This window comes from Heliomicrobium undosum, from assembly GCF_009877425.1.
Lineage (GTDB): Bacteria > Bacillota > Desulfitobacteriia > Heliobacteriales > Heliobacteriaceae > Heliomicrobium > Heliomicrobium undosum.
The window spans coordinates 107,569-130,187 of sequence record NZ_WXEY01000001.1 but is presented as its reverse complement, the minus strand read 5'-3'; the positions used below and the strand labels follow the sequence as shown (position 1 = coordinate 130,187).

General features: G+C 58.8%; 16 protein-coding genes. 10 read left to right on the top strand and 6 right to left on the bottom strand.

Annotated elements, in window-relative coordinates; all coding sequences use genetic code 11:
* Positions 1-3: 3 nt before the first annotated feature.
* The 3 genes from GTO91_RS00570 to GTO91_RS00560 all read right to left on the bottom strand — a co-directional run bounded on the left by GTO91_RS00570 (position 4) and on the right by GTO91_RS00560 (position 4,220).
* Positions 4-1,326 (bottom strand): phenylacetate--CoA ligase family protein, encoded by a 1,323-nt coding sequence (locus tag GTO91_RS00570; RefSeq protein ID WP_161253264.1) that lies wholly within the window; start codon positions 1,324-1,326, stop codon positions 4-6.
* A gap of 207 nt (positions 1,327-1,533) precedes the next feature.
* A complete protein-coding gene (locus tag GTO91_RS00565; protein WP_161253261.1) occupies positions 1,534-2,148 on the bottom strand; it encodes an indolepyruvate oxidoreductase subunit beta in 615 nt (204 codons plus the stop codon).
* Positions 2,145-4,220 carry a thiamine pyrophosphate-dependent enzyme gene (locus GTO91_RS00560; RefSeq protein ID WP_161253259.1) on the bottom strand — a complete coding sequence of 692 codons (2,076 nt, stop codon included), beginning with the start codon at positions 4,218-4,220 and terminating at the stop codon, positions 2,145-2,147. The genes GTO91_RS00565 and GTO91_RS00560 overlap by 4 nt, the downstream gene beginning before the upstream one ends.
* A 210-nt stretch (positions 4,221-4,430) precedes the next feature.
* Between GTO91_RS00560 and GTO91_RS00555 the strand changes: the two genes are divergently transcribed.
* From GTO91_RS00555 to GTO91_RS00515, 9 genes are all read left to right on the top strand, one after another.
* A complete protein-coding gene (locus tag GTO91_RS00555) occupies positions 4,431-7,592 on the top strand; it encodes an efflux RND transporter permease subunit (protein WP_161253256.1) in 3,162 nt (1,053 codons plus the stop codon).
* A 552-nt stretch (positions 7,593-8,144) separates the two neighbouring features.
* Positions 8,145-9,989: an asparagine synthase (glutamine-hydrolyzing) gene (gene asnB / locus GTO91_RS00550; protein WP_161253252.1), complete on the top strand. Its 1,845-nt coding sequence runs from the start codon at positions 8,145-8,147 to the stop codon at positions 9,987-9,989.
* Positions 9,990-10,285: 296 nt separating this feature from the next.
* Complete coding sequence (locus GTO91_RS00545; protein WP_161253249.1) at positions 10,286-11,053, top strand: hypothetical protein; 768 nt, start codon at positions 10,286-10,288, stop codon at positions 11,051-11,053.
* A 332-nt stretch (positions 11,054-11,385) separates the two neighbouring features.
* Positions 11,386-12,570, top strand: a complete 1,185-nt coding sequence (locus GTO91_RS00540) for an ABC transporter substrate-binding protein (protein WP_161253246.1) — start codon at positions 11,386-11,388, stop codon at positions 12,568-12,570.
* A 439-nt stretch (positions 12,571-13,009) separates the two neighbouring features.
* Positions 13,010-14,203, top strand: coding sequence for an ABC transporter substrate-binding protein (locus tag GTO91_RS00535; RefSeq protein ID WP_328793698.1), 1,194 nt, complete (start codon positions 13,010-13,012; stop codon positions 14,201-14,203).
* A 117-nt stretch (positions 14,204-14,320) separates the two neighbouring features.
* Positions 14,321-15,202 carry a branched-chain amino acid ABC transporter permease gene (locus GTO91_RS00530; protein WP_161253240.1) on the top strand — a complete coding sequence of 294 codons (882 nt, stop codon included), beginning with the start codon at positions 14,321-14,323 and terminating at the stop codon, positions 15,200-15,202.
* A gap of 51 nt (positions 15,203-15,253) precedes the next feature.
* The gene (locus tag GTO91_RS00525) at positions 15,254-16,195 is read left to right on the top strand and encodes a branched-chain amino acid ABC transporter permease (protein WP_170294045.1); all 942 of its coding nucleotides are present in this window, start codon (positions 15,254-15,256) and stop codon (positions 16,193-16,195) included.
* The gene (locus tag GTO91_RS00520; protein ID WP_161253234.1) at positions 16,176-16,955 is read left to right on the top strand and encodes an ABC transporter ATP-binding protein; all 780 of its coding nucleotides are present in this window, start codon (positions 16,176-16,178) and stop codon (positions 16,953-16,955) included. The genes GTO91_RS00525 and GTO91_RS00520 overlap by 20 nt, the downstream gene beginning before the upstream one ends.
* Entirely contained in the window at positions 16,942-17,646 is a 705-nt protein-coding gene (locus GTO91_RS00515) for an ABC transporter ATP-binding protein (protein WP_161253231.1), read from the top strand. The genes GTO91_RS00520 and GTO91_RS00515 overlap by 14 nt, the downstream gene beginning before the upstream one ends.
* A 93-nt stretch (positions 17,647-17,739) precedes the next feature.
* Here the strand turns inward: GTO91_RS00515 and GTO91_RS00510 are convergent, their stop codons facing one another.
* A complete protein-coding gene (locus GTO91_RS00510; protein ID WP_161253228.1) occupies positions 17,740-17,991 on the bottom strand; it encodes a hypothetical protein in 252 nt (83 codons plus the stop codon).
* 428 nt (positions 17,992-18,419) lie between these two features.
* Between GTO91_RS00510 and GTO91_RS00505 the strand changes: the two genes are divergently transcribed.
* Complete coding sequence (locus tag GTO91_RS00505) at positions 18,420-19,520, top strand: HD-GYP domain-containing protein (RefSeq protein ID WP_161253225.1); 1,101 nt, start codon at positions 18,420-18,422, stop codon at positions 19,518-19,520.
* Here the strand turns inward: GTO91_RS00505 and GTO91_RS18540 are convergent.
* Complete coding sequence (locus GTO91_RS18540; protein WP_161253222.1) at positions 19,513-20,328, bottom strand: methyl-accepting chemotaxis protein; 816 nt, start codon at positions 20,326-20,328, stop codon at positions 19,513-19,515. The two genes, GTO91_RS00505 and GTO91_RS18540, sit on opposite strands and share 8 nt — an antisense overlap.
* Before the next feature lie 237 nt (positions 20,329-20,565).
* Positions 20,566-22,551 (bottom strand): methyl-accepting chemotaxis protein, encoded by a 1,986-nt coding sequence (locus GTO91_RS00495; RefSeq protein WP_161253219.1) that lies wholly within the window; start codon positions 22,549-22,551, stop codon positions 20,566-20,568.
* Between the last annotated feature and the right edge of the window lie 68 nt (positions 22,552-22,619).

The following is a 22,619-nucleotide window of genomic DNA, read 5'->3' as shown; positions in this document are numbered from 1 at the left end:
TTCTTATGTTTTGGACGGATTTTCCAGATAATCGTAGCGGTGATCGAAGACCCGCTTCGTCTTCTTTTCGCTGCGCGGCAGCCCCCCATGGGGGAGGACTTCCACATCAGCGACGATGCCGATGACCGACTTGATGTTTTTGCGGCAGGCGCGGGCCACCTCTTCCGGCTGGTGCCCGTTGGACAACTCGACGCGGATGCGGATATGGTCCTTGTTGTCCACCCGCTCCAGGACGATCTGGTATTCGCTGGATACGCCGGGGGTGTGCTTGAGGACATGGTCGATCTGGCCGGGGTAGATGTTGACCCCTTTGATCTTGATCATGTCGTCGGTCCGTCCCAGCACGCGCCGGATCATCGGGAAAGGGCTGCCGCAGGAACAGGCGTGGGTCTCGATGGTGGTGATGTCCCGGGTGCGGTAGCGGATCAGGGGCATGCCTTCCTTGGCGATGGTGGTGATCACTAGTTCGCCTTCCTGGCCCGGCGGGAGGACATGGCCTGTCTCCGGGTCGATCACCTCGAAGATGAGGTAGTCAGACCAGAAGTGAAGGCCCTCGTGGCAAGCGCAGTCGATGGCGATGCCCGGTCCATAGATCTCCGTCAGGCCGTAGATGTCAAAGGTCTCGATCCCGAAAATCTCCTCGATGCGCCGGCGCATCTTGTCGCCCCACCGTTCGGAGCCGAAGACGCCGAGACGCAGTTGGATCTGTTCCAGGATCCCCCGGCGTTCCGCTTCTTCCGCCAACAGCAAACCGTAGGAGGAGGTGCCGATGAGCACCGATGTCTTCAGGTCGGTCATCATCTCCAACTGCTTGTCCGTGTTGCCAGGGCCGGTCGGAATTGTCATGGCCCCCAGCTTTTCCACGCCGGCTTGAAAGCCGATGCCGGCCGTCCATAAGCCGTAGCCTGGCGTCACTTGCACACGGTCGCGGAGGCCAACGCCGACCGTTTCCAAGCAGCGAGCCATCATGACGGCCCAGTCGTCCACATCCTTTCGGGTGTAGGGCACGATGACTGGTTTGCCTGTCGTGCCGGAGGAAGAGTGGATGCGGACAACCTCTTCCTCATCGACGGCCATCAGGCCCAGCGGGTAGGCTTGCCGCAGGTCTTGCTTGGTGGTAAAGGGCAGACGGGCGAGGTCGTCCATGGAGCGGATATCCTCGGGGACGATCCCGGCCGCTTGAAAACGCTCCCGGTAAAAGGAACTCCCCTGATAAGCGCGACGAACTGTTTGCACCAGTTGGGGAAACTGGCTTTGCGCGATAGCTTCAAAATCGATGGGACGGCGCATATCCGCCTGTTCACAGGCGACGGCAGATGGGGTCATGTTTCTCTTCTCCTCTCAAGCTCTACTGATTGGCTCAGGTGGGTCTCCATTGCTCAGGTGCTCGGTTGCGTAATTGTTCAATTGCCCAATTACGCTCAGGTGCCTCTCAGGCATCTCGGCTCGGCTCCATGACCTTTCCATGAATGTTCATGTGTTCATGCGGTTCAATGATCCCGTGCGTCAGAAATGAACCTAACACCTTATTTTTTAGGATACCAAAGGCGCTGTTCCGGCACAAGACCCCAGGCTGCGACCGGCCAGGAAGGCCCGGCGGTTGATCTCGCGCAAACGGGCCGGCAGGATATCTTCTGCCGCCTGCCAGAGCAGTTCGGCGGTGACGGGAAGGCCGGGCAGTGTCGACAGGGCGCCGAGCATGACCATGTTGGTCGTCTTGGCGTTGCCTGTCTCCAAAGCGGCGGCGGTGGCGTCTATCAAGTGGACGCGCTGTCCCTGTTGTTGTAAAAACTCGATAATGGCCCCTTCGTCGTAGCGGGTCAAACCCAGAGAGGCCGCCGGCGGGATGATCGGGCGGCGGTTGATGACAGCCTGACCCTTTGGCGCGAGCTTCGGCCAACCCTTGAGGCTCTCGGCCAGTTCCAGGCTAAGGAGGACATCGGCGGCGCCGTCAGGGATCAGGGCGCCCCAGAGGCGCTCTCCGACACGGACATGGCTGATGACAGAGCCTTCCCGCTGGGCCATGCCGATCGTTTCCGATGTGCGGACCTTGTATCCGGCGGCCAGCGCCGCTTCGGCAAAGACGCGCGAGGCCAGGACGCCGCCCTGGCCGCCGACACCGGCGATGATCAGGTTAAAGGTTTTCATGACTCCACCTCCGGCGAAATGGCCTTCCAGGGACAGACCTGGGCGCAAGCGCCGCAGCCGAAACACTTTTCCCGGGCGATAGCGACAGCCGGTTTGCCCATTTGTCCCTTGTCGCCAGCTTCTCCGCCCGTATCTTTCACCTCATAAAGGGCGGGGCAGCCGAACTTGCGCAGGCAGAGGCCGCAGCGTCGGCAGGCCTCTGCGTCGATCCGATAGGGGGTGGAACGGCGCACGAGGTTGACGCAGTCGCGCCGGGCGATGATGACAGAAACGCCGGGATAGTCCAGAGCCTCCCGGGCGGCGGCGATGGTGGCCGGGATGTCATAGGGGTCAACGGTTCTCACCCATTCGACGCCGCAGCCGCGAGCGACAGCGGCGATGTCGATGGTCGGCGCTGTCTCGCCCGTTCCCTTGCGGCCCAGGCCGGGGTGAGGCTGGTGGCCGGTCATGGCGGTCGTCCGGTTGTCCAGCACGACGAGGGTCATCCGGGCCTGCTGGTAGACGGCGTTGATCAACGGCGGGATGCCCGAGTGAAAGAAGGTCGAATCGCCCAAAAAGGCGATGTGGGGACGATCCGGCTCGATGTGGGAAAAGCCGGCTGCCATGGCCACTGAAGCGCCCATGCAGACGATGGTGTCGGCGGCCCCCAGGGGCGGCATAGCGCCCAAGGTGTAGCAGCCGATGTCGCCGGTGAAGAGGGCGTCACGGCTCCGGGCTGCCTGGATGAAGGCGTAAAAGCTGTTGCGGTGGGGGCAGCCCGCGCAGAGGATGGGGGTGCGCAGCGGCGGAGACGGGAGGGCCGGTGTAACCGCCGAGTTGGCTGTCTCCGACGTAGCCGCCGATTTGTTCGAAGCTGCCGGTATCGTCGTAATCGCTGGTTCAGTCGAAGCTGCCGCATCGGCAGACCTCCCCTGAGCCGCCTGGGCAATCGAAGCAGCCGAGGCAGAGTGCGCAGGCGATCGGTTGCAATGGATCGAATCGGTGACAAAGCGTCTTAGCAGGGGCAACAGCAGATCGGTGCTGAATTCCCCCTCCCGGGGGAGGTGACCCGAGTGTTTGCCGATGATCGACAGGGCAAAGCCGGTCCGGTAGGCCTCTACGGTCAACTGCTCCTCGATTACCGGCTCCTGTTCCTCGACGATCAGCACCGATGTTTTGCCGCGCAGGAAATCGAGGATGGGCGCGGCGGGCAGGGGAACAGGGGCGCCGACCTTATAGACGGGGATGGAGACGCCAAGGGTGTCGAGCCCTTCTTGCACGTAGTTATAGGCCACACCGCCGGCGACGATGGCGAGGTCTTTGGCCTTGTTGGCGCAACCAGCCAAGGCGGTAGGGGAAACCGATTCACCTTCGTCCCAGGTGGGCGTTATCCCGTTCAAGCGTCTCTGCAAAAACCAGCGGCGCACCTCATCCTGGATCGCGTTCAGCCGGCGGTGGCGCTTGGCCGACAGGGCCGGGAGGATCACCCAGCCGGGGTCGCGCTCAAAGCGGACCGGGGGGAGAGGGAGAGCCGGCTTGGGCGGCGGGGAAAAGGGCATATCCTGGCAGACATGGGCTGTCCGGGTGGTGGGTCGGACGATGACCGGGACCTGTAGGTCCTCGGACAATTGAAAGGCCGCTTTCACCATCTCCCGGGCTTCTGCCGGCGTGGCCGGGTCGAGGACAGGGAGCTTGGCGAAGCGGGCGAAAAGGCGCGTATCCTGCTCCGTCTGGGAACTGTGCGGTCCCGGGTCGTCAGCGACGATCAGGACGAGGCCGCCTTTCACGCCCAGATAGGTCAGGGTCATCAGGGGATCGGAGGCAACGTTGAGGCCGACCTGTTTCATGCAGGCCATGGCCCGGTCGCCCGTCCAGGAAGCGGCGATGGCCGTCTCAAGGGCCACCTTTTCATTGACGGACCACTCGGCGTAAATGCCATAATCAGCAGCATGCTGCAGGATGTTTTCTGTTACTTCCGTCGACGGCGTGCCGGGATAAGCGGCCACCACTCGGACGCCGGCCTCGATGGCGCCCCAGGCGATGGCTTCGTTTCCCATCAACAACCGGCGCGGCGGTTCGGCAAGTCTGTTCATCGGCCTGTTCCTTTCTTTTCTGCGTTTCGTTTTTTATTCGACCTGCCGCGTCAAAACCCTTGTTTACCGTCAGGGATGGAAAAACCTTTGATCTTTGGCGATCTTTTCGCCCTTTTTCGGTGATCGAGGCGAATCCCTGTGATACAATAAAACCATCGCGACCGACCGACCGGTCGGCCCTATTCGGCATTTCGCAGGAGGTTTTACCCGGTGCGTATCACGGAACTGGCCCTCAAACGACCGGCCATGATGACGATGGTCGTTCTCTTTTTTGTTGTCATCGGCCTCTACAGTTACCGGAGCATTGGGGTCGAGTTGTACCCCGCCCTGAATACGCCTTTTGTCACCGTATCGGCGGCCTATCCCGGCGCCGGCGCCGAGGAGATCGAGACCCAGGTGGTCAAGCCTATGGAAGAAGGGCTTTCGTCCCTGGCTGGTTTGAAGAAACTCACCTCTGTCTCTGTCGAAGGGCGGGCCACCATCCTTATCGAGTTTGAACTGACCGCTGACGCCAACCAAGCCGCCATCGACGTGCAGAAAAAAGTGGACTCGATCAAGGGACGCCTCCCTGAGGATGTAAAAGACCCGGTCGTCATCAAACGGGACATGAACGCCCTGCCGGTGGCCGCCGTCGCCTTCAGTTCATCAAGACCCCTCTATGAGGCCAACGAGATGGCCAAGGACCTGATCAAGGAGCGCTTGCAGAAGATCCCCGGCGTGGCCGAGGTGACCATCTCCGGCGGCCAGGAACGGGAGATCCAGATCAACATCGACCGGACCAAGTTGGAGCGGTACGGGCTCTCCATCAATCAGGTCACCCGCCGCCTCGATTCGGAAAACCTGAACGAACCGTCCGGCCGATTGGACCGCCCGGAAGCGGAGTACATGGTCCGCGTGCTCGGCCAGTTTCACTCCGCCGAGGAGATCCGCAACCTGGAGATTCCCATGGCGAACGGCAAGACCATCGCCCTGCGGCAGATCGCCGAAGTATCCGACACCTACAAGGAGATTCGCGAGTACACTCGCCTAAACGGCCAGCCGGCTCTTGCCCTGATGGTCTTCAAACAGTCTGACGCCAGCCTCGTCGATGTGGGCGACCGCGTCAAAAAAGAGATCGAAACCCTGAAAACAGAGCTTCCCGGCGACACCCAGTTGATTATCGCCCGCGATTTTTCCCAGTACATACGGCTCTCCGTCAACGGCACCCGTTCCAACATCCTGGAAGGCATTCTGACGACCAGCGTGGCATTGCTCTTCTTCTTGCGTGACTGGCGTTCCATGGTCTCCGTCCTCATCGCCATCCCCGTGTCGCTCATCTCGACGCTGGCGGGGATGTACTTCGCCGGCTTCACCTTTAACGTCATGTCCCTCATGGGGATGGCCATGTGCATCGGCATCCTCGTCGACGACTCCATCGTCGTCTTGGAAAACATCCACCGCCACCTGGCCATGGGCAAAAGCCCGAGGCAGGCGGCCCTCGACGGCCGTTCCGAGATCGGCATGGCGGCTATCGCCATCACCCTCTCCGACGTGGTCGTCTTTGCGCCCATCGCCTTCATGAGCGGCATGGTCGGCCAGTTCTTCCGCCAGTTCGGCCTGACGGTCGTCTTCGCCACATTGATGTCCCTCTTCGTCTCCTTCACTTTGACGCCGCTGCTGGCATCGCGTCTAATGAAGCCCCATGGCGGCGGGGAAAGGCTCCATCCGCTGGCCGGCGTCTCCTGGTACCAAGGGATGCGCAGGTTGTCGGCCCGCTTCTTCACACCGGTGGACCGTTACGCGGCCCGCTTCCGCGACCGCTACTTGCGCATCCTCGAATGGTCCTTCGGCCACCGCAAAAAAGTCATCGCCGTTGGCGTCCTCTTTTTCTTCGCCTCGGCGGCGCTCATCCCCCTCAAATTGATCGGCTTTGAATTTGCGCCGCGGACCGACCAGGGCGACGTCACGGTGAACGTGGAACTGCCCATCGGCACGCCGATCCAGAAGACGGACCAGTCGCTAAAAACCATCGAATCGTACCTGCAGACGATCCCCGAGATCCGCTACTTCCAGACCTCCCTCGGCTCGACAGGCGGCATCGGCATGGGATCGGCCGGTTCAAACATCGGCCGCATCGGCGTCTCCCTCGTCGACAAGAAAAATCGGAAACGGTCCGTCTGGGACGTGTCCGAACAAATCCGCCAGTGGGCCGTCAATTTTCCGGATGGGCGGATCACCGTGACCGAGAGCGACTCCATGGCCTCCGGCTCCGGCTATCCCGTGCAGATCGAGGTCTCCGGATCGGATCCGAAAACACTGATCACCGCCGTCGACGACATCAAAGCGATCGTCGCCGCTACGACAGGTTCTCGCGACACCGACTCGAACTGGCGGGTCGGCCAGCCGGAGATCCAGGTCTCCATCGATCGATTGAAAGCGGCCTACATGGGCGTTTCGGTCAAGGACATCTCCGAAACGCTGCGTACATCCCTGAACGGCAATGTCTCCACCAAGTACCGCGTCGGCGATAAGGAACACGACGTCACCGTCCGGATCAACCGGCTGAACAAGTCTGACTTGGACGCCTTGCGCACCCTGACCTTGACCAACAACGCCGGCAACCCCGTCCAACTGCAGCAGGTGGCCCAGATCGGCATCGGCGCCGGGCCGACGGAGATCCGCCGGGCCGACCGGCAGCGGACGATCACCATCTCCGCCGGATTGCAGGGCCGTGTCCTCGACGACTTCCTTAAGGAGGTCGACAACAAGATCAAGGCCAAGGGCTTGCCTCATGGCGTATCCTACAAATTTACCGGCTCAGCTCAAAGCATGAAGGATTCTTTCGGTGAACTGGTCGCCGCTCTGGCTTTGTCCATCGTCCTTGTCTACATGGTGCTGGTCATGCTCTACGAATCCTACATGACGCCCTTCATCCGCATGCTGTCGCTGCCCTTGGGCATCGCCGGGGCCTTGATCGCCCTGGCGCTGACGAAAAACTCGCTGAACATCTTCTCGCTCATCGGCATCATCATGATGGACGGTCTTGTCGCCAAAAACGGCACCCTGCTCATCGACTACACCCACACCCTGCGCGAACAGGGGCGTTCCCTGAAAGAGGCGCTGATCGAGGCTGGTCAGACGCGGCTCCGTCCGATCATCATGACGACGGTGACCATGGTCTTCGGCATGCTGCCCTCGGCGCTCGCCCTCACCGAGGGGAGCGAATCACGTTCCAGCATGGCCGTGGTGCTCATCGGCGGTCTGGTTTCATCGACCCTGTTCACCCTCGTCATCATCCCTGTTGTGTACACCCTGATGGAGGATTGGAAAGCGGGGCTCAAACGGCGGTGGGGGAAGGTGAAGGGGCGGTTGTACGGCCAGGTTTCCGCCTAAAGTATATTGTTGCAGTGATGTAAAGCGGGGTGTATTGGCTCCGCTCGCTAAGGGCTCCGCGGCTGTTCGCTGGGTTGCTGCGCGGGCGCGCCAAAACTCTCTGGGGTTTTTCTGCATGTCGATGGCGCGCTGATCCGCTTCGCAACCGGCGCTCACGACGCCGCTCCGCCCAAACCGCTCGCTCCGCCAATACACCCGGGCTTTTCCTTACACATACACCGTATGCGTCATATGTTTTTTAGCCGTTGATCGGTCATCCCGGTCAACGGCTTTTTATACCCTTTGATACGGATATCTTGGTAGTACTGGTATGCATTTGCGATTGTCCAACCGCTTAAAAACCTGGCAAGGCCGAATCAAACAAGGCTGAACAAACAGACACGATCAAGACCTCGGCAGCGATGCCGGGGTTTTCTTATTAGACAGGCGCAAAATCCACCTTTCCACATAATATGTCAAAGCCACGGCGGGGAACCGCCAGACAGGTCGTAACATATACTGCACCAAGCCTAATGAAAATGAAAATCAATTTCAGAAAGCAGGGTGACAGCCATGTGTGGTATCGTCGGATGGGTCGACTGGGAGGCCGACCTCTCCCAACAAGGAGCCATTTTGGACGCGATGGTGGAGACGCTGAACCATCGCGGCCCTGACGCCTCGGGGACATGGATCTCGCCGCAGGCGCTCATCGGCCACCGGCGGCTGAGTGTCGTCGACCTCATCGGCGGCATCCAGCCCATGATCCGGGAGGTGGGCGGGCGGCGTTACGTGCTGACCTATAACGGAGAACTGTACAACACGCCGGAACTGCGGCAGGAGTTGGAGGCGCGCGGCCACCGCTTCCGCACCCGCTCGGACACGGAGGTGCTGCTCCTCGCCTTTATCGAGTGGGGTGAGGATTGTGTTCAGAAGTTCAACGGCATTTTCGCCTTCGGCGTCTGGGACGAGGCCGAGCGACGCCTGTTCCTGGCGAGGGACCGCATGGGCGTCAAGCCCCTCTTTTACGCCCGCCGGGGCAGCGCCATCCTGTTCGCCTCGGAACTCAAAGCTCTGCTGGCTCACCCCGACATCCGGCCGGAGTTGGACGCCGAGGGGTTGGCCGAGGTCTTCGCCATTGCTCCGGCCCGCACGCCCGGCCATGGCGTCTTCAAGGGCATCCAGGAAGTGCGGCCCGGGTATGCGCTCACCATTGATGCCCGGTCATTGCGGCTAAAGCCTTACTGGACGCTGCAAAGCCGGCCCCATGAAGACGACCTGCAACAGACGACGGAGCGGGTCCGGGAACTGCTGCTCGACGCGATTGAGCGGCAACTGGTCTCCGACGTGCCCGTCTGCACCCTCTTGTCGGGCGGTCTCGATTCGAGCACCCTAACGGCTGTGGCCGCCCACGTGTACGCGCGAGACGGACTGGGCCCCTTGGACACCTACTCCATCGACTACCGGGACAACGACATCTACTTCCGGCCGAGCGCCTTCCAGCCCAACGCCGACGCCCCCTGGATTAAGCGCGTTTCCGCCCACCTCGGCACCGTTCATCACGACGTGCTCATCGATACGCCCGAACTGGTCGACGCCCTCAAGCCGGCCCTGTGGGCGCGGGACCTGCCTGGCATGGTCGATGTGGAATCGTCACTCTATCTCTTCTGCCGGGAGATCAAAAAAGGCGCCACTGTGGCCCTGTCCGGCGAATGCGCCGATGAGGTCTTCGGCGGCTACCCCTGGTTCCACCGGCCTGAACTGCTGAACGCCGGCACCTTTCCCTGGTCCCGCCGCATCGCCGAACGGGCGGACCTGCTCGCGCCGGAGATGCGCCAATATATCCAGCCCGAGGCCTACATGGCGCGGCGCTACGAGGAGACGCTGGCCGAGGTGCCGCGCCTGCTGGGAGAAGACGCGGAAGAGGCGCGCCGGCGCGAGATGTTTTACCTCAACATCAACTGGTTTATGACCACCCTGCTGGACCGCAAAGACCGCATGAGCATGGCCCATGGCTTGGAGGTGCGCGTTCCCTTCTGCGATCATCGCATCGTCGAGTATGTCTGGAACATCCCCTGGGCGATGAAAACCTGCGAAGGGCGGGAGAAGGGTATCCTGCGCCGCGCCTTGCGGGGCATCCTGCCGGAAGATGTGCTCTGGCGCAAAAAGAGCCCCTACCCGAAAACTCACCACCCCGCCTACACGGCCGCCGTCCGCCAGTGGTTGACAGAGATCCTCGATGACCCCGCCTCGCCCCTTTTGCCGCTCATCGACGTCGAAAAGGTGCGCGCCTTGGCGACGGCTGACGCGGTGACGACCGACCTGCCCTGGTTCGGCCAACTGATGGGGCTGCCCCAACTCTATGCCTACCTGGCCCAGGTCGACCTCTGGCTGCGCAATATGCAGGTCAGCATCCGGTAAGCCGAGGATAATAGACGGAAATAACCCTGCAAGCAGGTCTCTTTATTCCTCCGCGTAGAGTCAAAATAGCGTGGGCGGAGGCGGGGAAAGGGACATGCAGCGTACGAAAAAGGAAATAAGTGGGATATTCGACCCCGGGACGCCTATCCCGGGGTCTTTTGACTTTTTTCTGATTGCATTATGTATTGAATATTTCAAGGAGGCATATACTATTTCCAAAATACGAACAAACTCAAGGCGACGGAAGCCGGTAAACAGATTCGGAAAAGCCGCCTTGTGTTGATGGAGGGTGAGTTGTGATGACAGGTTTCCCCAATGACGTAGCGACACGGGAAAAGGCATTGCAGACGCTGGACGAGGAGTACCGTCGCTACCGCCAGGCGCTGGAAGCCGCCTTCACGATGGCGGAGACGATGATGCAAAAGGCGCTCGAACCGGTCCGAACGGAACTGCAGACCATACGCGAACGACTTGAATCGATGCCGACCACGCCCGACATCCCCCAAATCCCCGGCCAGGGAATCCTGACGGACCTGTCGGAGAGCGCCCCTAACCTGGCCGCGCCGGGTTCAGCCGAAAACAGCGCCGGCAGCGGTGAGGGCGGCGCCGCCCGGCGACCCCGCAGCCGCAAAAAGGAAAAGACCGAGGAAAAGGCCAAAGCCCCGCGCATCCGTTGGGGGACGACCGATGAGGAAATCCGCCACACCGTCTTTGAGCAGTTGCGTTCCCTGGAGGAAAAAGGGAAGGACATCACCATCACCACGATCAAGTCAGAGGTGCCCAGCATGATGCGGTATGTCTATGGGGATAAGGCCTTGTTCAAGGGGATCGGAGAACTGTTGGAAGAGTACCGCAGTGAGGGCGTGAAGAAAGAGCCATCCTCCATCGCTTCCCAGGTGATCGAACTGCCCAGCCGGAGGGAGGGGAGCGACTTTGACGGCCCCGAACCGGACCCCGCGCCGATCAGCGCGCCCATGGTGACCGTTGAAAGCGAGGCCGCGCTCTTCAAGCCCGATCTGCCTGTGGCGCCGGTGGGGAGCCTCCTCGACCTGTCCAAAGTATAATCATTCTCTGCAAGGAGCACCGGGAACAAGCAATAGAATGCCGCCAATGGCGACGGTTGGAACTTTCCGTCACATTGGCGGCATTTTTTGCAATCAGCAGGGGGACAGGCCGAGAAAGTCCAACAATCAGGAGAAGCGATGACGGTTGTGAAATCTGTTTCTAATGCGTTTATCCATCAATTTCTACCGTTTACGGCCGTTTTTGACATAAAAAGGCCAAATTGTTCTTGTGGATCGGACATTGTTTTTTATTGACGGACAGATTGTCGAACCCTATAATTAGTGCTAAGATCGTCAATCGCTTAAAGATTGGCAACTGAAGGAGGAGAAAAATGGGTAAAAGCAAATGGCTGAAAGGCCTGGGCGTCGTGCTCAGCCTGGCCTTGCTGGCCGGCTGCTCGGGGCAGTCAAAAGAGGCCAAGGCGCCAGGACAAGCGGGCGATGAGATTCTGATTGGGGCGAACTTCGAGCTTTCGGGGGACGTTGCTACATACGGGACGTCGTCTCTGAACTCCGCCATGCTCTACTTCGATGAAGTGAACGCTAAGGGCGGCATCAACGGCAAGAAGATCAAGATCGTCAAGTATGACAACAAGTCGGACAAGGCCGAGTCGCTGAGTGTCGTCACCCGCCTGGTCACCCAGGACAAGGTCTCCGCCGTCATCGGCCCCGTCACCTCCGGCAACACCCTGAGCGTAGTCACCTTCGCCGACGACAAGAAGGTGCCCGTCATCACCCCGACGGCCACCAACCCTGATGTCACCGTCGATCCGAAGACCGGCAAGGTCCACGACTACGTCTTCCGGACCTGCTTCCTCGACTCCTTCCAGGGCAAGGCGGCCGCTGAATTCGCCCTCAAAAAAGGCGCCAAGAACGCTGTCGTCCTCGTCAGCCAGGCCGATGAGTACTCCAAAGGCCTCGGCAAGTTCTTCAAAGAAACCTTCACCGCCGGCGGCGGAACCATTGCCGGCGAAGAGGCCTTTGACAAGAACGACAACGACTATCTGGCCATCCTGACCAAGGTAAAGGGCAAAAACCCCGACGTGATCTACCTGCCGGCCTACTATGAAGCTGTTGGCAAGATCGTCAAACAGGCCCGCGGCCTTGGCATCACGGCTACCTTTGTCGGCAGCGACGGCTGGGATTCGCCGAAACTGACCGAAGTGGCCGGTAAGGACAACCTGAACAACTGCTTCTTCACCAACCACTACACCCCCGAAGATCCCGATCCGGCCGTCCAGGCTTTTGTGAAGGCCTACAAGGAAAAATACGGCCAGGTTCCCGACGCCCTCGGCGCCCTTGCCTATGACGGCGCCCGCCTGCTCGTCGACGCCATCGAGCGGGCCGGCAGCGCCGAACCGCAGAAGATCAAAGAAGCCCTGGCGGCGACGAAAGACTTCCCGGCCGTCACCGGCAAGTTCACCCTCAACGAAAACCATGACCCCGTGAAAGACATCGTCATCGTCGAACTGAAAGACGGCCTCCAAACGGTCCATTCCAAGCTTAAAGCCCAGTAATCACTGTTCGTTCATCACCCTGCCGGGGAGAAGAGACCCGGGAGCAACAAGGTTCTTCCGGGTCTTTTTCTTCATTGACAGGGAAATGTACGCAGAAGTACAATTGCAATAGGTGTAATGGTTGCAGCTATGGTTACCGGTGAAATCATCAACAAGATTCACCAGTGAAAGCAGTCCAGCGGCAGAGGATTCCCCGAAAGCTCCCTACGACGGGGTCGGACAATGACGTTCGCCGTCAACATGACGACGGAAGTTTGCGCCCGACCTTGTTTTTATGTCCAGCGGTTGTTCTCTCTATCACTGCAAGGGGATTCTAAGCCGATGCGGACCCGGCCGGACAGGGGAGGTGGCGCGAGATAGGTTCCGGCGAGTGGTTCCTGAGGACATAATTTATCCGGACATATGTTTGTGTAGGAAAATGAAAGGGGAGGTCACGTTCGTGCAGTGGAAAAAAAGTTTTGTGGCGGCTGTGTCCCTCGTTGTTACGGCCAGCCTGCTGACCGCCTGTTCTGGCGGAGGGAGCAAAGATACAGCAGCCAATGCGCCTGTCGCCAATGAGTTTGTGATCGGCGGCAACTTCGAACTGTCCGGTGGACAAGCCACCTTTGGCAAAGCCGCTGTAAACGGCGCGAAAATGGTCTTTGACAAGGTGAACGCCGAAGGCGGCATCAACGGCAAGAAGATCAAATTCGTCGTCCTGGACAACAAGTCCGAGGCCACTGAATCGACGAACGTGGCAACCAAGTTGATCAACTCCGAAAAGGCTGTCGCCATCCTGGGCTGCACCACCTCCGGCGATACCCTCGGCATGGTCCAACTGGCCATGGACAAGAAGATCCCCGTCCTCTCCACGTCGGCCACCAACCCGAAGGTGACCGTCGATGAAAACACGAAGAAGACGAACGACTTCATCTTCCGCGCCTGTTTCATCGACCCCTTCCAGGGAACGGTCATGGCCAACTTCACCTTGAATAACCTGAAACTGAATACGGCAGCCGTGCTCACCGACAACCAAGCCCCCTATTCGAAGGGCCTGGCCCAGTTCTTCAAAGAGTCCTTCGCCAAAGGCGGCGGCGAGATCGTCGCCGATGAAGGCTACGTAACGGGCGACCAGGACTTCAAGGCGACGCTGACGAAGATCCGCGGCAAGAACCCCGATGTGCTCTACGTCCCCGGCTACTATGAAGAAGTCGGCAAGATCGTCAAGCAGGCCCGCGAACTGGGTATGACCATGCCGATCATGGGCGGCGACGGTTGGGATTCGCCGAAACTGACGGAGATTGCCGGCGCGGCGGCCCTGAACAACACCTTCTTCTCCAACCACTACTCCTCTGAAGACACGGATCCCCTGGTTGTTGACTTCGTCAAGCGTTATAAGGAACTGTACGGCGATGTGCCCGACTCCATGGCCGTGCTCGGCTATGACGGCGCCCTGATTATGGTCGACGCCCTGAAGCGCGCCGGCGAACCCAACGCCGTCAAGATCAAAGAGGCCCTGGCCGCCACCAAGGACGTCCAGACGGTCACCGGCAAGATCAGCTATGACGAACAGCACAACCCGATCAAAGCAGCCGCCATCATCGAGATGAAAGACGGCAAGCAGACCTTCAAGGACAAAGTGGCTCCGAAGTAATCGCAATTAAAAAGCGCCTGAGCAATCGTTATCAAAGGCTCCCAAGTGACCGCTAATTTAAAAAGGAAAGGGGGAGTTCTCCCCCTTTCCATTCTGACAAAGGAGGGGCTGACAGACGTGGAAGTATTTATTCAACAACTTATCAACGGCCTCTCCCTGGGTAGCATTTATGCTCTCATCGCGCTGGGGTACACGATGGTGTATGGCATCATCCGATTGATCAACTTCGCCCACGGTGATGTGTACATGGTCGGAGCGTATGTAGGGTTTTATGCGACGACCCAGGGATGGGGATTCCTTCCGTCGCTTGTTATTTCGATGGTTGTCTGCGCGATCCTGGGGGTCGTCATCGAACGGCTCGCTTATAAACCCTTGCGTGGGGCGCCGAAGATCGCCGTCCTGATCACCGCCATCGGGGTGTCCTTCTTCCTCGAAAACGGCGGTGTTCTGGCCGTCGGCGCGAAAATTCGCACTTTCCCCAACGTCTTCCAAGAGGTGCAGTACCACTTCTTCAACGGCAGCGTCGTCATCACCAACCGGCAGATCGTCATCATGGTCGTCACAGTGTTGCTGATGCTGTTGCTCCAGTACATCGTCCACTACACCAAGACCGGCAAAGCGATGCGGGCCGTCTCCCACGACACCCAGGCGGCCATGCTGATGGGCATTAACGTCGACAACACCATCTCCGCCACCTTTGCCATCGGGTCGTCGTTGGCCGCGGCAGCGGGCGTACTGGTGGGGATTTACTATAACGCCATCAACCCCTACATGGGCATCATGCCTGGCTTGAAAGCCTTCGTCGCGGCCGTCGTCGGCGGCATCGGCGTCATCCCTGGGGCCTTCGTGGGCGGACTGTCCCTCGGCGTTATCGAGGCCCTCGTCAGCGGATACGGCCAGTCCCTCTACCGCGACGCCGTAGCCTTTGCGCTGTTAATCATCATCCTTATCGTTAAACCGTCGGGGCTGTTCGGCAGCAACGTGCGGGAGAAAGTGTAGGTGAGCGGCGTGAAAAAACTGTTGAACTTGCCCAACCTGATCGTCGCCGCCATGCTGCTCCTCTTCTTCGGCTTGGTCAGCTTCGGCCTCGAAGAAGGCTTCATCGACGACTATTATAAGTTGAACCTCTTTTTGATCTGCATCAACATCATCCTGGCCACGTCCTTGAACATCATCAACGGCATGACGGGCCAGTTCTCCATCGGCCACGCCGGCTTCATGGCCATCGGCGCCTACGGTTCGGCGATCATGACGATGAAGCTCGGCTATCCTTTCCCTGTCGGGATCCTCGTAGGCGCTCTGGCGGCCGCCATCGTCGGCGTCCTCGTCGGCATGCCCACGCTGCGCCTCAAAGGCGACTACCTTGCCATCGCCACCCTCGGCTTCGGCGAGATCATCCGCGTCATCATCTTAAACATCGAGTATGTTGGCGGCGCCGCCGGTTTGAACGGCATCTCTCAGTACACGAGTTGGGAATGGATCTTCTTCCTCACCGTCGCCACGGTGCTGATCATCAAGAACTTCATGACCTCCACCCATGGCCGGGCCTGCATCGCCATCCGTGAGAACGAGATCGCCGCAGAGACGATGGGCATCGACATCACCCGCTACAAGGTCATCGCCTTCACCATGGGCGCTTTTTTCGCCGGCATTGCCGGTTCCCTCCATGCCCACTACTTTTACACCATTCAGCCGACCACCTTCGGCTTCATGAAATCCTTCGACATCCTCGTCTTCGTCGTCCTTGGCGGCCTGGGCTCCCTGACCGGTTCGGTCATCTCGGCCATCGGCCTGACCATCCTGTCGGCCTTCTTGCAGGAGTATGCCGAACTGCGCATGGTCATCTACTCGCTTCTGCTTGTCATCGTCATGCTCGTCCGTCCCCAGGGCCTTATGGGCACGGCCGAATTCAGCTTCGCCGGCATGCGCCGATTGTATGAGCGGCTGACCGGCAAAGGAAGGGGGACTGGCAATGATACTGCTGTCGGTTAATCACCTGAGCAAAACCTTCGGCGGCTTGAAGGCCGTCTCCGACGTCAACATGGAACTGAAGATCGGCGAACTGGTCGGCCTCATCGGACCGAACGGCGCCGGCAAGACGACCCTCTTCAACCTGCTGACAGGCGTCTACAAACCGACAGACGGCGACATCGCCCTGCGCCGGGAGACGATCGTCGGCTTGAAACCCTACCAGATCAACCAGAAGGGAATCGCCCGGACCTTCCAGAACATCCGCCTCTTCTCGAACCTTTCGGTGATGGACAACGTCAAGATCGCCTACCACCAGCACCGCAGCTACAACATGTTCAGCGCCATCCTTCGTCTTCCTTCCTACTTTAAAGGGGAAGAGGAGATGGACAAGAAGGCGGAGAGCCTGTTGGAGATCTTCAAGCTCGGCCACAAAAAATACGAACTGGCCAAAAACCTCCCTTACGGCGAACAGCGCCGCCTCGAGATCGCCCGCGCCTTGGCCGCTCAGCCGCAACTGCTACTCCTCGACGAGCCTGCGGCCGGCATGAACCCCCAGGAGACGGCCGAACTGATGGAGATGATCCGCTGGGTCCGCAAGGAGTTCGACCTCACGATTTTGCTGATCGAGCACGACATGTCCCTCGTCATGGGCATCTGCGAGCGCATCTATGTCCTCGACTACGGCCAGATCATCGCCGAGGGGACGCCGGAGCAGATCAAGTCGAACCCGAAGGTGATCGAAGCTTATCTCGGAGAGGATGTGTCCCATGCTCACGGTTAAAGACCTGCACGTATACTACGGGGCCATCCACGCCCTCAAAGGCATCTCCCTGGAGGTCCAGCAGGGCGAAATCGTCACCCTCATCGGCGCCAACGGCGCCGGCAAGACGACAACCCTGCACACCCTGTCCGGCCTGATCAAGCCCAAATCGGGCGAGATCCGTTTCCAGGACCAGGACATTGCCGGCAAGGCTGCCCAGAAGATCGTCGCCATGGGCATGTCCCAGGTCCCGGAAGGCCGCCGCATCTTCGCCAACATGTCCGTCCTGGAGAACCTGGAACTCGGCGCCTTCCTCCGCAAGGACAAGGACGGCATCAAAGAGGACATGGAAAAGGTCTTCACCCGCTTTCCACGCCTGAAGGAACGGACGAGCCAGCTCGCCGGCACCCTCTCCGGCGGCGAACAGCAGATGCTGGCCATGGGCCGCGCCCTCATGTCCCGTCCCAAACTGATGCTCCTCGACGAGCCCTCCATGGGCCTGGCGCCGCTCCTCGTCCAGGAGATCTTCGCCATCATCAAGGAGATCAACAAAACCGGCACCACCATCCTGCTCGTCGAGCAGAACGCCCACATGGCCCTCTCCATCGCCCATAAAGCATATGTCCTGGAGACCGGCAAGATCGTCCTCTCCGGTCCGGCAAAAGAACTGGCGGAGAGTGAAGAGGTGAAGAAGGCCTATTTGGGCGGGTAAAAAATTGGATTCGACGTAAACAAAAAAGCACTTACTGTTTAAAACGGTAAGTGCTTTTTTCATTACAGGAGCATTTACAGGAAAATAGATTTTTTACAACCTCAAATACCTGGGAATCCACGCCTCAAACTTATTCTTGGCGTTACAGTTCGGACACACGCAAAGGATCTCCGCCATCGCGTGGCTCTCATCGGCGACGCGGTGGGTGGAACCGATGTAGACCACATCCAGGGGGGCGGTGTGGGGCAGGGCTTCGTTGTGGACAACCCCTTTGATGCTAAGTTCAAAGCGCTCCCTGCAGGCCCGGCATGTCAAAATGACTGCTTTTTGTTTAGAAATAATCATCACTGCACCTCCGCTAAAAATCACTGTGTCACTAAAATGAGTGTACGGCGTTACAAGAAACGCGGGGTTGAAGGGGAAAGACGATTCGAGAGGGAAGAGTGGTTGAAGCGCCTTACGAACGAAGTAGATGGGAAATAAAAAAGACCTTTCGATCGTGCTGCGATGAGCAGTCAATCGAGAAGGTCTCAACGACGAGACAACGGTGTAAAATGCGGCGTTGAAGCAGGATATGTCCGTATCGGGTTGAATATGACCTTATCATATGCAATTCTTCGACCACCGTCAAGGGGGGATGTGAACAAAGGGGTCCAATATGTTACCCCTATCAAAAGGATACATATGGGTTGCAGGCACATATATTTTCACCATGGGCATATCGTCTCCGTCGCCATCCTTTTAAAGATAGGGCATGGATTGGAGTTGGTTCCATGGCGCAGAAATTGTCCAGTAAATACAACAGGGGAGATACACTCAAGTACAACATCGTCACTGCCAACGGAAAGATGCTGTTGCCTGAGGGAATTGTTCTGACAAACTATTTTTACAATCAACTGCTGATGTGGGAAGCAGAAGGCATCGAACTGTATGAAAGAGAAAACAGCAAAGATTATGAGCACCAGTTCCAGGCGTTGAAACAAAAGGCCACGGAAAACCTGTTGTTTACGGAAGCTGTTCTTGGGCTAAAAGCGCTGATGTCCGACATCATGCAACAGAAGCACCAACCCGATCAGGCGGATCGGTTGGCGCGCGCGCTCGTCAACGCCGTTAGACAACATCCGGAACGGGCATTGCGGTTGCCCCGGTCCTGTCGGGATGAAGACTTGGTCTACTATCATTCGGTCAGCGTCTGCCTGATCAGCATGCTGATCGGCCTTGACCTGGAATATGACAATGAAAGCTTATGCGCGCTGGCTCTGGGCGCATTGCTGCACGATTTGGGAAAATTGTATATCCGGCCGGAGATCCTATTGAAGCGAGGCGAGTTGTCACAAGCAGAAAGGGAGGAAATCAAGGAGCACCCCATCTTAGGCTATGAGGCGCTCCGAAAGTTCGAAATCCCTGAAACGGTGTTGCAGTGCGCGTTGCAACACCATGAAAAGTGCGACGGCGCCGGTTATCCCTTTGCCTTAAAGTATGCCCAACTGGAGTTGGACGCCAGGATTGTCGCCGTGGCCGACGTCTATACAGCCTTGACGGCCTCTCGCCCCCACCGTCAAGAGTATGACTATCTGGACGCCATTGAGATCATCCATGCCGACTTCCGGTTCGGTTTAGACAGACAACTGCTGGACACCTTGTATTGTGTGGTGCTGAAGCAACTGGCCAACGCCACCGTTGAATTGAGCAACGGATACACCGGTTATATCGTCCAGATCGATGAGAGGGACGTCTATCATCCCATGGTACTGGTTCTTGAAAAAGGGGGGGCGAAAGTGGCAAGCCCCTTTATTTTTGACTTGAAAGAACATCGGGGCGTGGCGATCGACCGGATCATGCCGGGAAAAAAAGCAGGCAGCCTGTCTAGATAATCTCGGCGATGTTCTGGATGTTCTCAGCGGAGGCGGAGAGTTGTTGCATTGACGCCGAAATCTCCTCGGTGGCCGCGGCTTGTCGTTCACCCAGTGAAGCCGTTTCACCGAGCACCTGGACCACACCGGTGACTTTCTGTTGGATCGTTTTTAGGATGTCGCTGATATCCTTGACGGCTTTACTGCTGTTTTCGGCCATCTTGCGGATCTCTTCGGCAACGACGGCGAATCCGCGGCCGTTTTCTCCGGCGCGGGCCGCTTCGATGGCGGCGTTGAGTCCGAGCAGGTTGGAGTTGGTGGCTACATCGCTGACGAAACGCAGGATGTCATCGGTCTTCTTCACTTCTGCGATGACCTGGTGCCCCGTGTTTTGCAACTCTGCCAGTTTGGTCGCCAACATGCCGGCGGTGGCGGCCACTTCCTGGGTACTCGCCGAGATCTGTTCTGATGTGGAGGCGATCAGTTGGGCCGACTCGGACAGGGTTTCCTGAGCCACGAGGCTGGTCGCCGTTCCGATGACGCCGACAAAATGACCGTCATCCATGATCGGCATGCTGATGGCTTTAATGGAGACACCGTATAAGTCTTTGGGCAGCGTTTTTAGCACCGCCCGTTGAGTGCGGATGCATTCGCCGACAGAACCTCTGTCAGGTACTTTGGCACCCACTTCACTTTTCAATGTAAATGATTTTGCCTGGACCAGCCGGAGAATAATCCCGTTAGCGTCGGTGACCATGACACAGCAGTCCAGCGGGGACAACGCCTGAAACAATTCGGCAGTGGAAGATAGGCTCTCCAGTTTTGACATTTTGCACCCTTCTTTCGTTTCGCTAAAACCGTGATAAAAATAGATGCGAGCGATATTCGGAGAACTTATGGTAGACTATTTGCCAGACTGAGGCATAGTTCCTTCGTGCATCTGTATCTTTTTTTTATAAAAAAACGTTTATGTTTTCGTGAAGAAAAGCCCCGTGCCCGGATTCAACCGGTCACGGGGCTTTCTACAACGAATGATCTCGCTGAGGTTGCGGTATGATGGGCGCTACTACCGCTCCACGACGAAGCGCTGCACCAGTTCGCTGAGCCCTCGCGCCGTGTGGGCCATCATCTCGGTGGAGGCGGCGATTTCCTGCATGGCGGCCGTCTGTTCCTGGGTGGAGAGGGCGATGCGGTGGGAGGTGTCATTGTTGCTGCGAGCGATGGAGGAGACATGGTCGACGGCCTCAAGGACCTGTTTTTCCTCGCCAGCCAGTTCGATGACCGCCGCAGAGATGGTCTGCATCTTACAGGTCACATCGGAAACGGCGGCGATGATCTCCTGGAAGGATTCGCCCGCGCGCTGGACGACGTGGATGCCGGCCCGCACGACCTCGGTCTCGCTTTCGATCGAATCGATGGCGCGGGCGCTTTCCGACTGGACCGAGGCGACGAGGCGGGCGATGTCCTGGGCCGCATGGCGCGACTGTTCGGCGAGCTTGCGCACCTCTTCGGCGACAACGGCGAAGCCCCGGCCTTCATTGCCGGCGCGGGCCGCCTCGATGGCCGCGTTCAGGGCCAGCATCTGGGTCTGGCCAGCGATGGCGGTGATCGTCTCGACGATGCGCGAAATCTCCTTCGACCGTTCACCCAGTTGGTGAATCACACCGGCAGACTGGAGCACTGTATCGTGAATGACCTTCATCTGCCCGGTGGCTTCATTGATCGAGGTCTGCCCTTCCTTGGCGCGGCGCTGCGCCTGGGTCGTCGCCTCAGCCACTTCCGTCGCCGTATTCGAGAGGGCCGACAGTTGGGCCGTCATGCGGCGGACGATGTTGGCGGTGGCTTCCGTTTCTTTTTCCTGGCCGGCGGCCCCGGCCGAGACCTCCTGGACGGCCCGTGCGATCTGTTCGGAAGCATCCGCCGTTTGACCAGCCGCCGATTGGAGGTTGCGGGCGAGGCGGTTGACCTCGTAGGTGCTTTTCATGATACCGTCGACGAGGGTTTTCACATTGGCGATCATATAGTTGAAGGCGTTGCCCAGATTGCCCACTTCGTCTTTTTGGCGGATGTCGACGGCATGGGTGAAGTCGCCTTCGGCCAGACGCCGGGAGACGAGAACCATGGCGTTGAGGGGCCGGATGATGATGATGGCGATGATCAGGACATTTGTGCCGGCGAGGCCGACAAGGGCGACAGCGGCAACGGTCAATAGTTTCCAAAAGAGTTCCTTGGTGCGGGCGGCGATGAGCATGTCGGCCCGTTCCTTGCTGATGGAGAGGCGGAAACCGCCCCAGTGGCGGCCGTCAAAGTACAACGGGTAGGACATATCCCACATGGTGACCGTCTTTCCCTCGATCTTTCGTTCGTAAACGGTTTTCAGCGGTTTTTCCCGATCTCGGTTGGCGGCGGCTGCGCCTCCGGCTGTGTCGTTGAAAATCCGGTTCGAACGGTACTTCTGACTGAGGATTCCCGTGGCGCCCCAGGGGTCGCGGGAAAGGTCCGGGTCGGTGGGGCTGTAGAAGGAGTTATGGGTGGAGATGTATCCCGTTTTCGCCGGATCGGATGAGTGTTTGGTCGCCAGGGCGAAGACGACATCAGGATCGCTGCCCATGAAAGAGTCGATGTAGCGCTGCCAGTACCGGTCCGTATAGGGGTCGGCTTTGGATAGGTACTTGTACTCGTACTCTCGCATGGGAACGCGGGCGCCGTCGAATCGCACGACGGTCTCCTCCGGTCGGTACCGTTTGTCCGCTTCCGCCTTGCTCTCCGGGATCAGGGTCAATTCATCGTCAAAGAGCAGGCCCTTGAGTTCTTCGCCGCGGACAAATTGGCCGGAGGGGAGTTCGACGCCGTTGCGGATGTGGCTTTCGACCATGGCTTCCAGGCCGTTGGCGGCTGACATGACGAGCGCTTCCCCTTTGGCGGTAAGGTCGCGCTCCACCCGAGCTTGGACGCTCTGGGTCTCCATCCAACCGTAGACGGCCAGCGTCGTCACCAACCCGATCGACAGGGTGGTGCAGGTCCAGGCGGTCAGTTTTGTTTGCAGTCTCACCGCTGCGCCACCCCTTTTTCAGAATTTTCGATATAGTCCTATTTTACTGGATTTTCCGGAATGGCGCA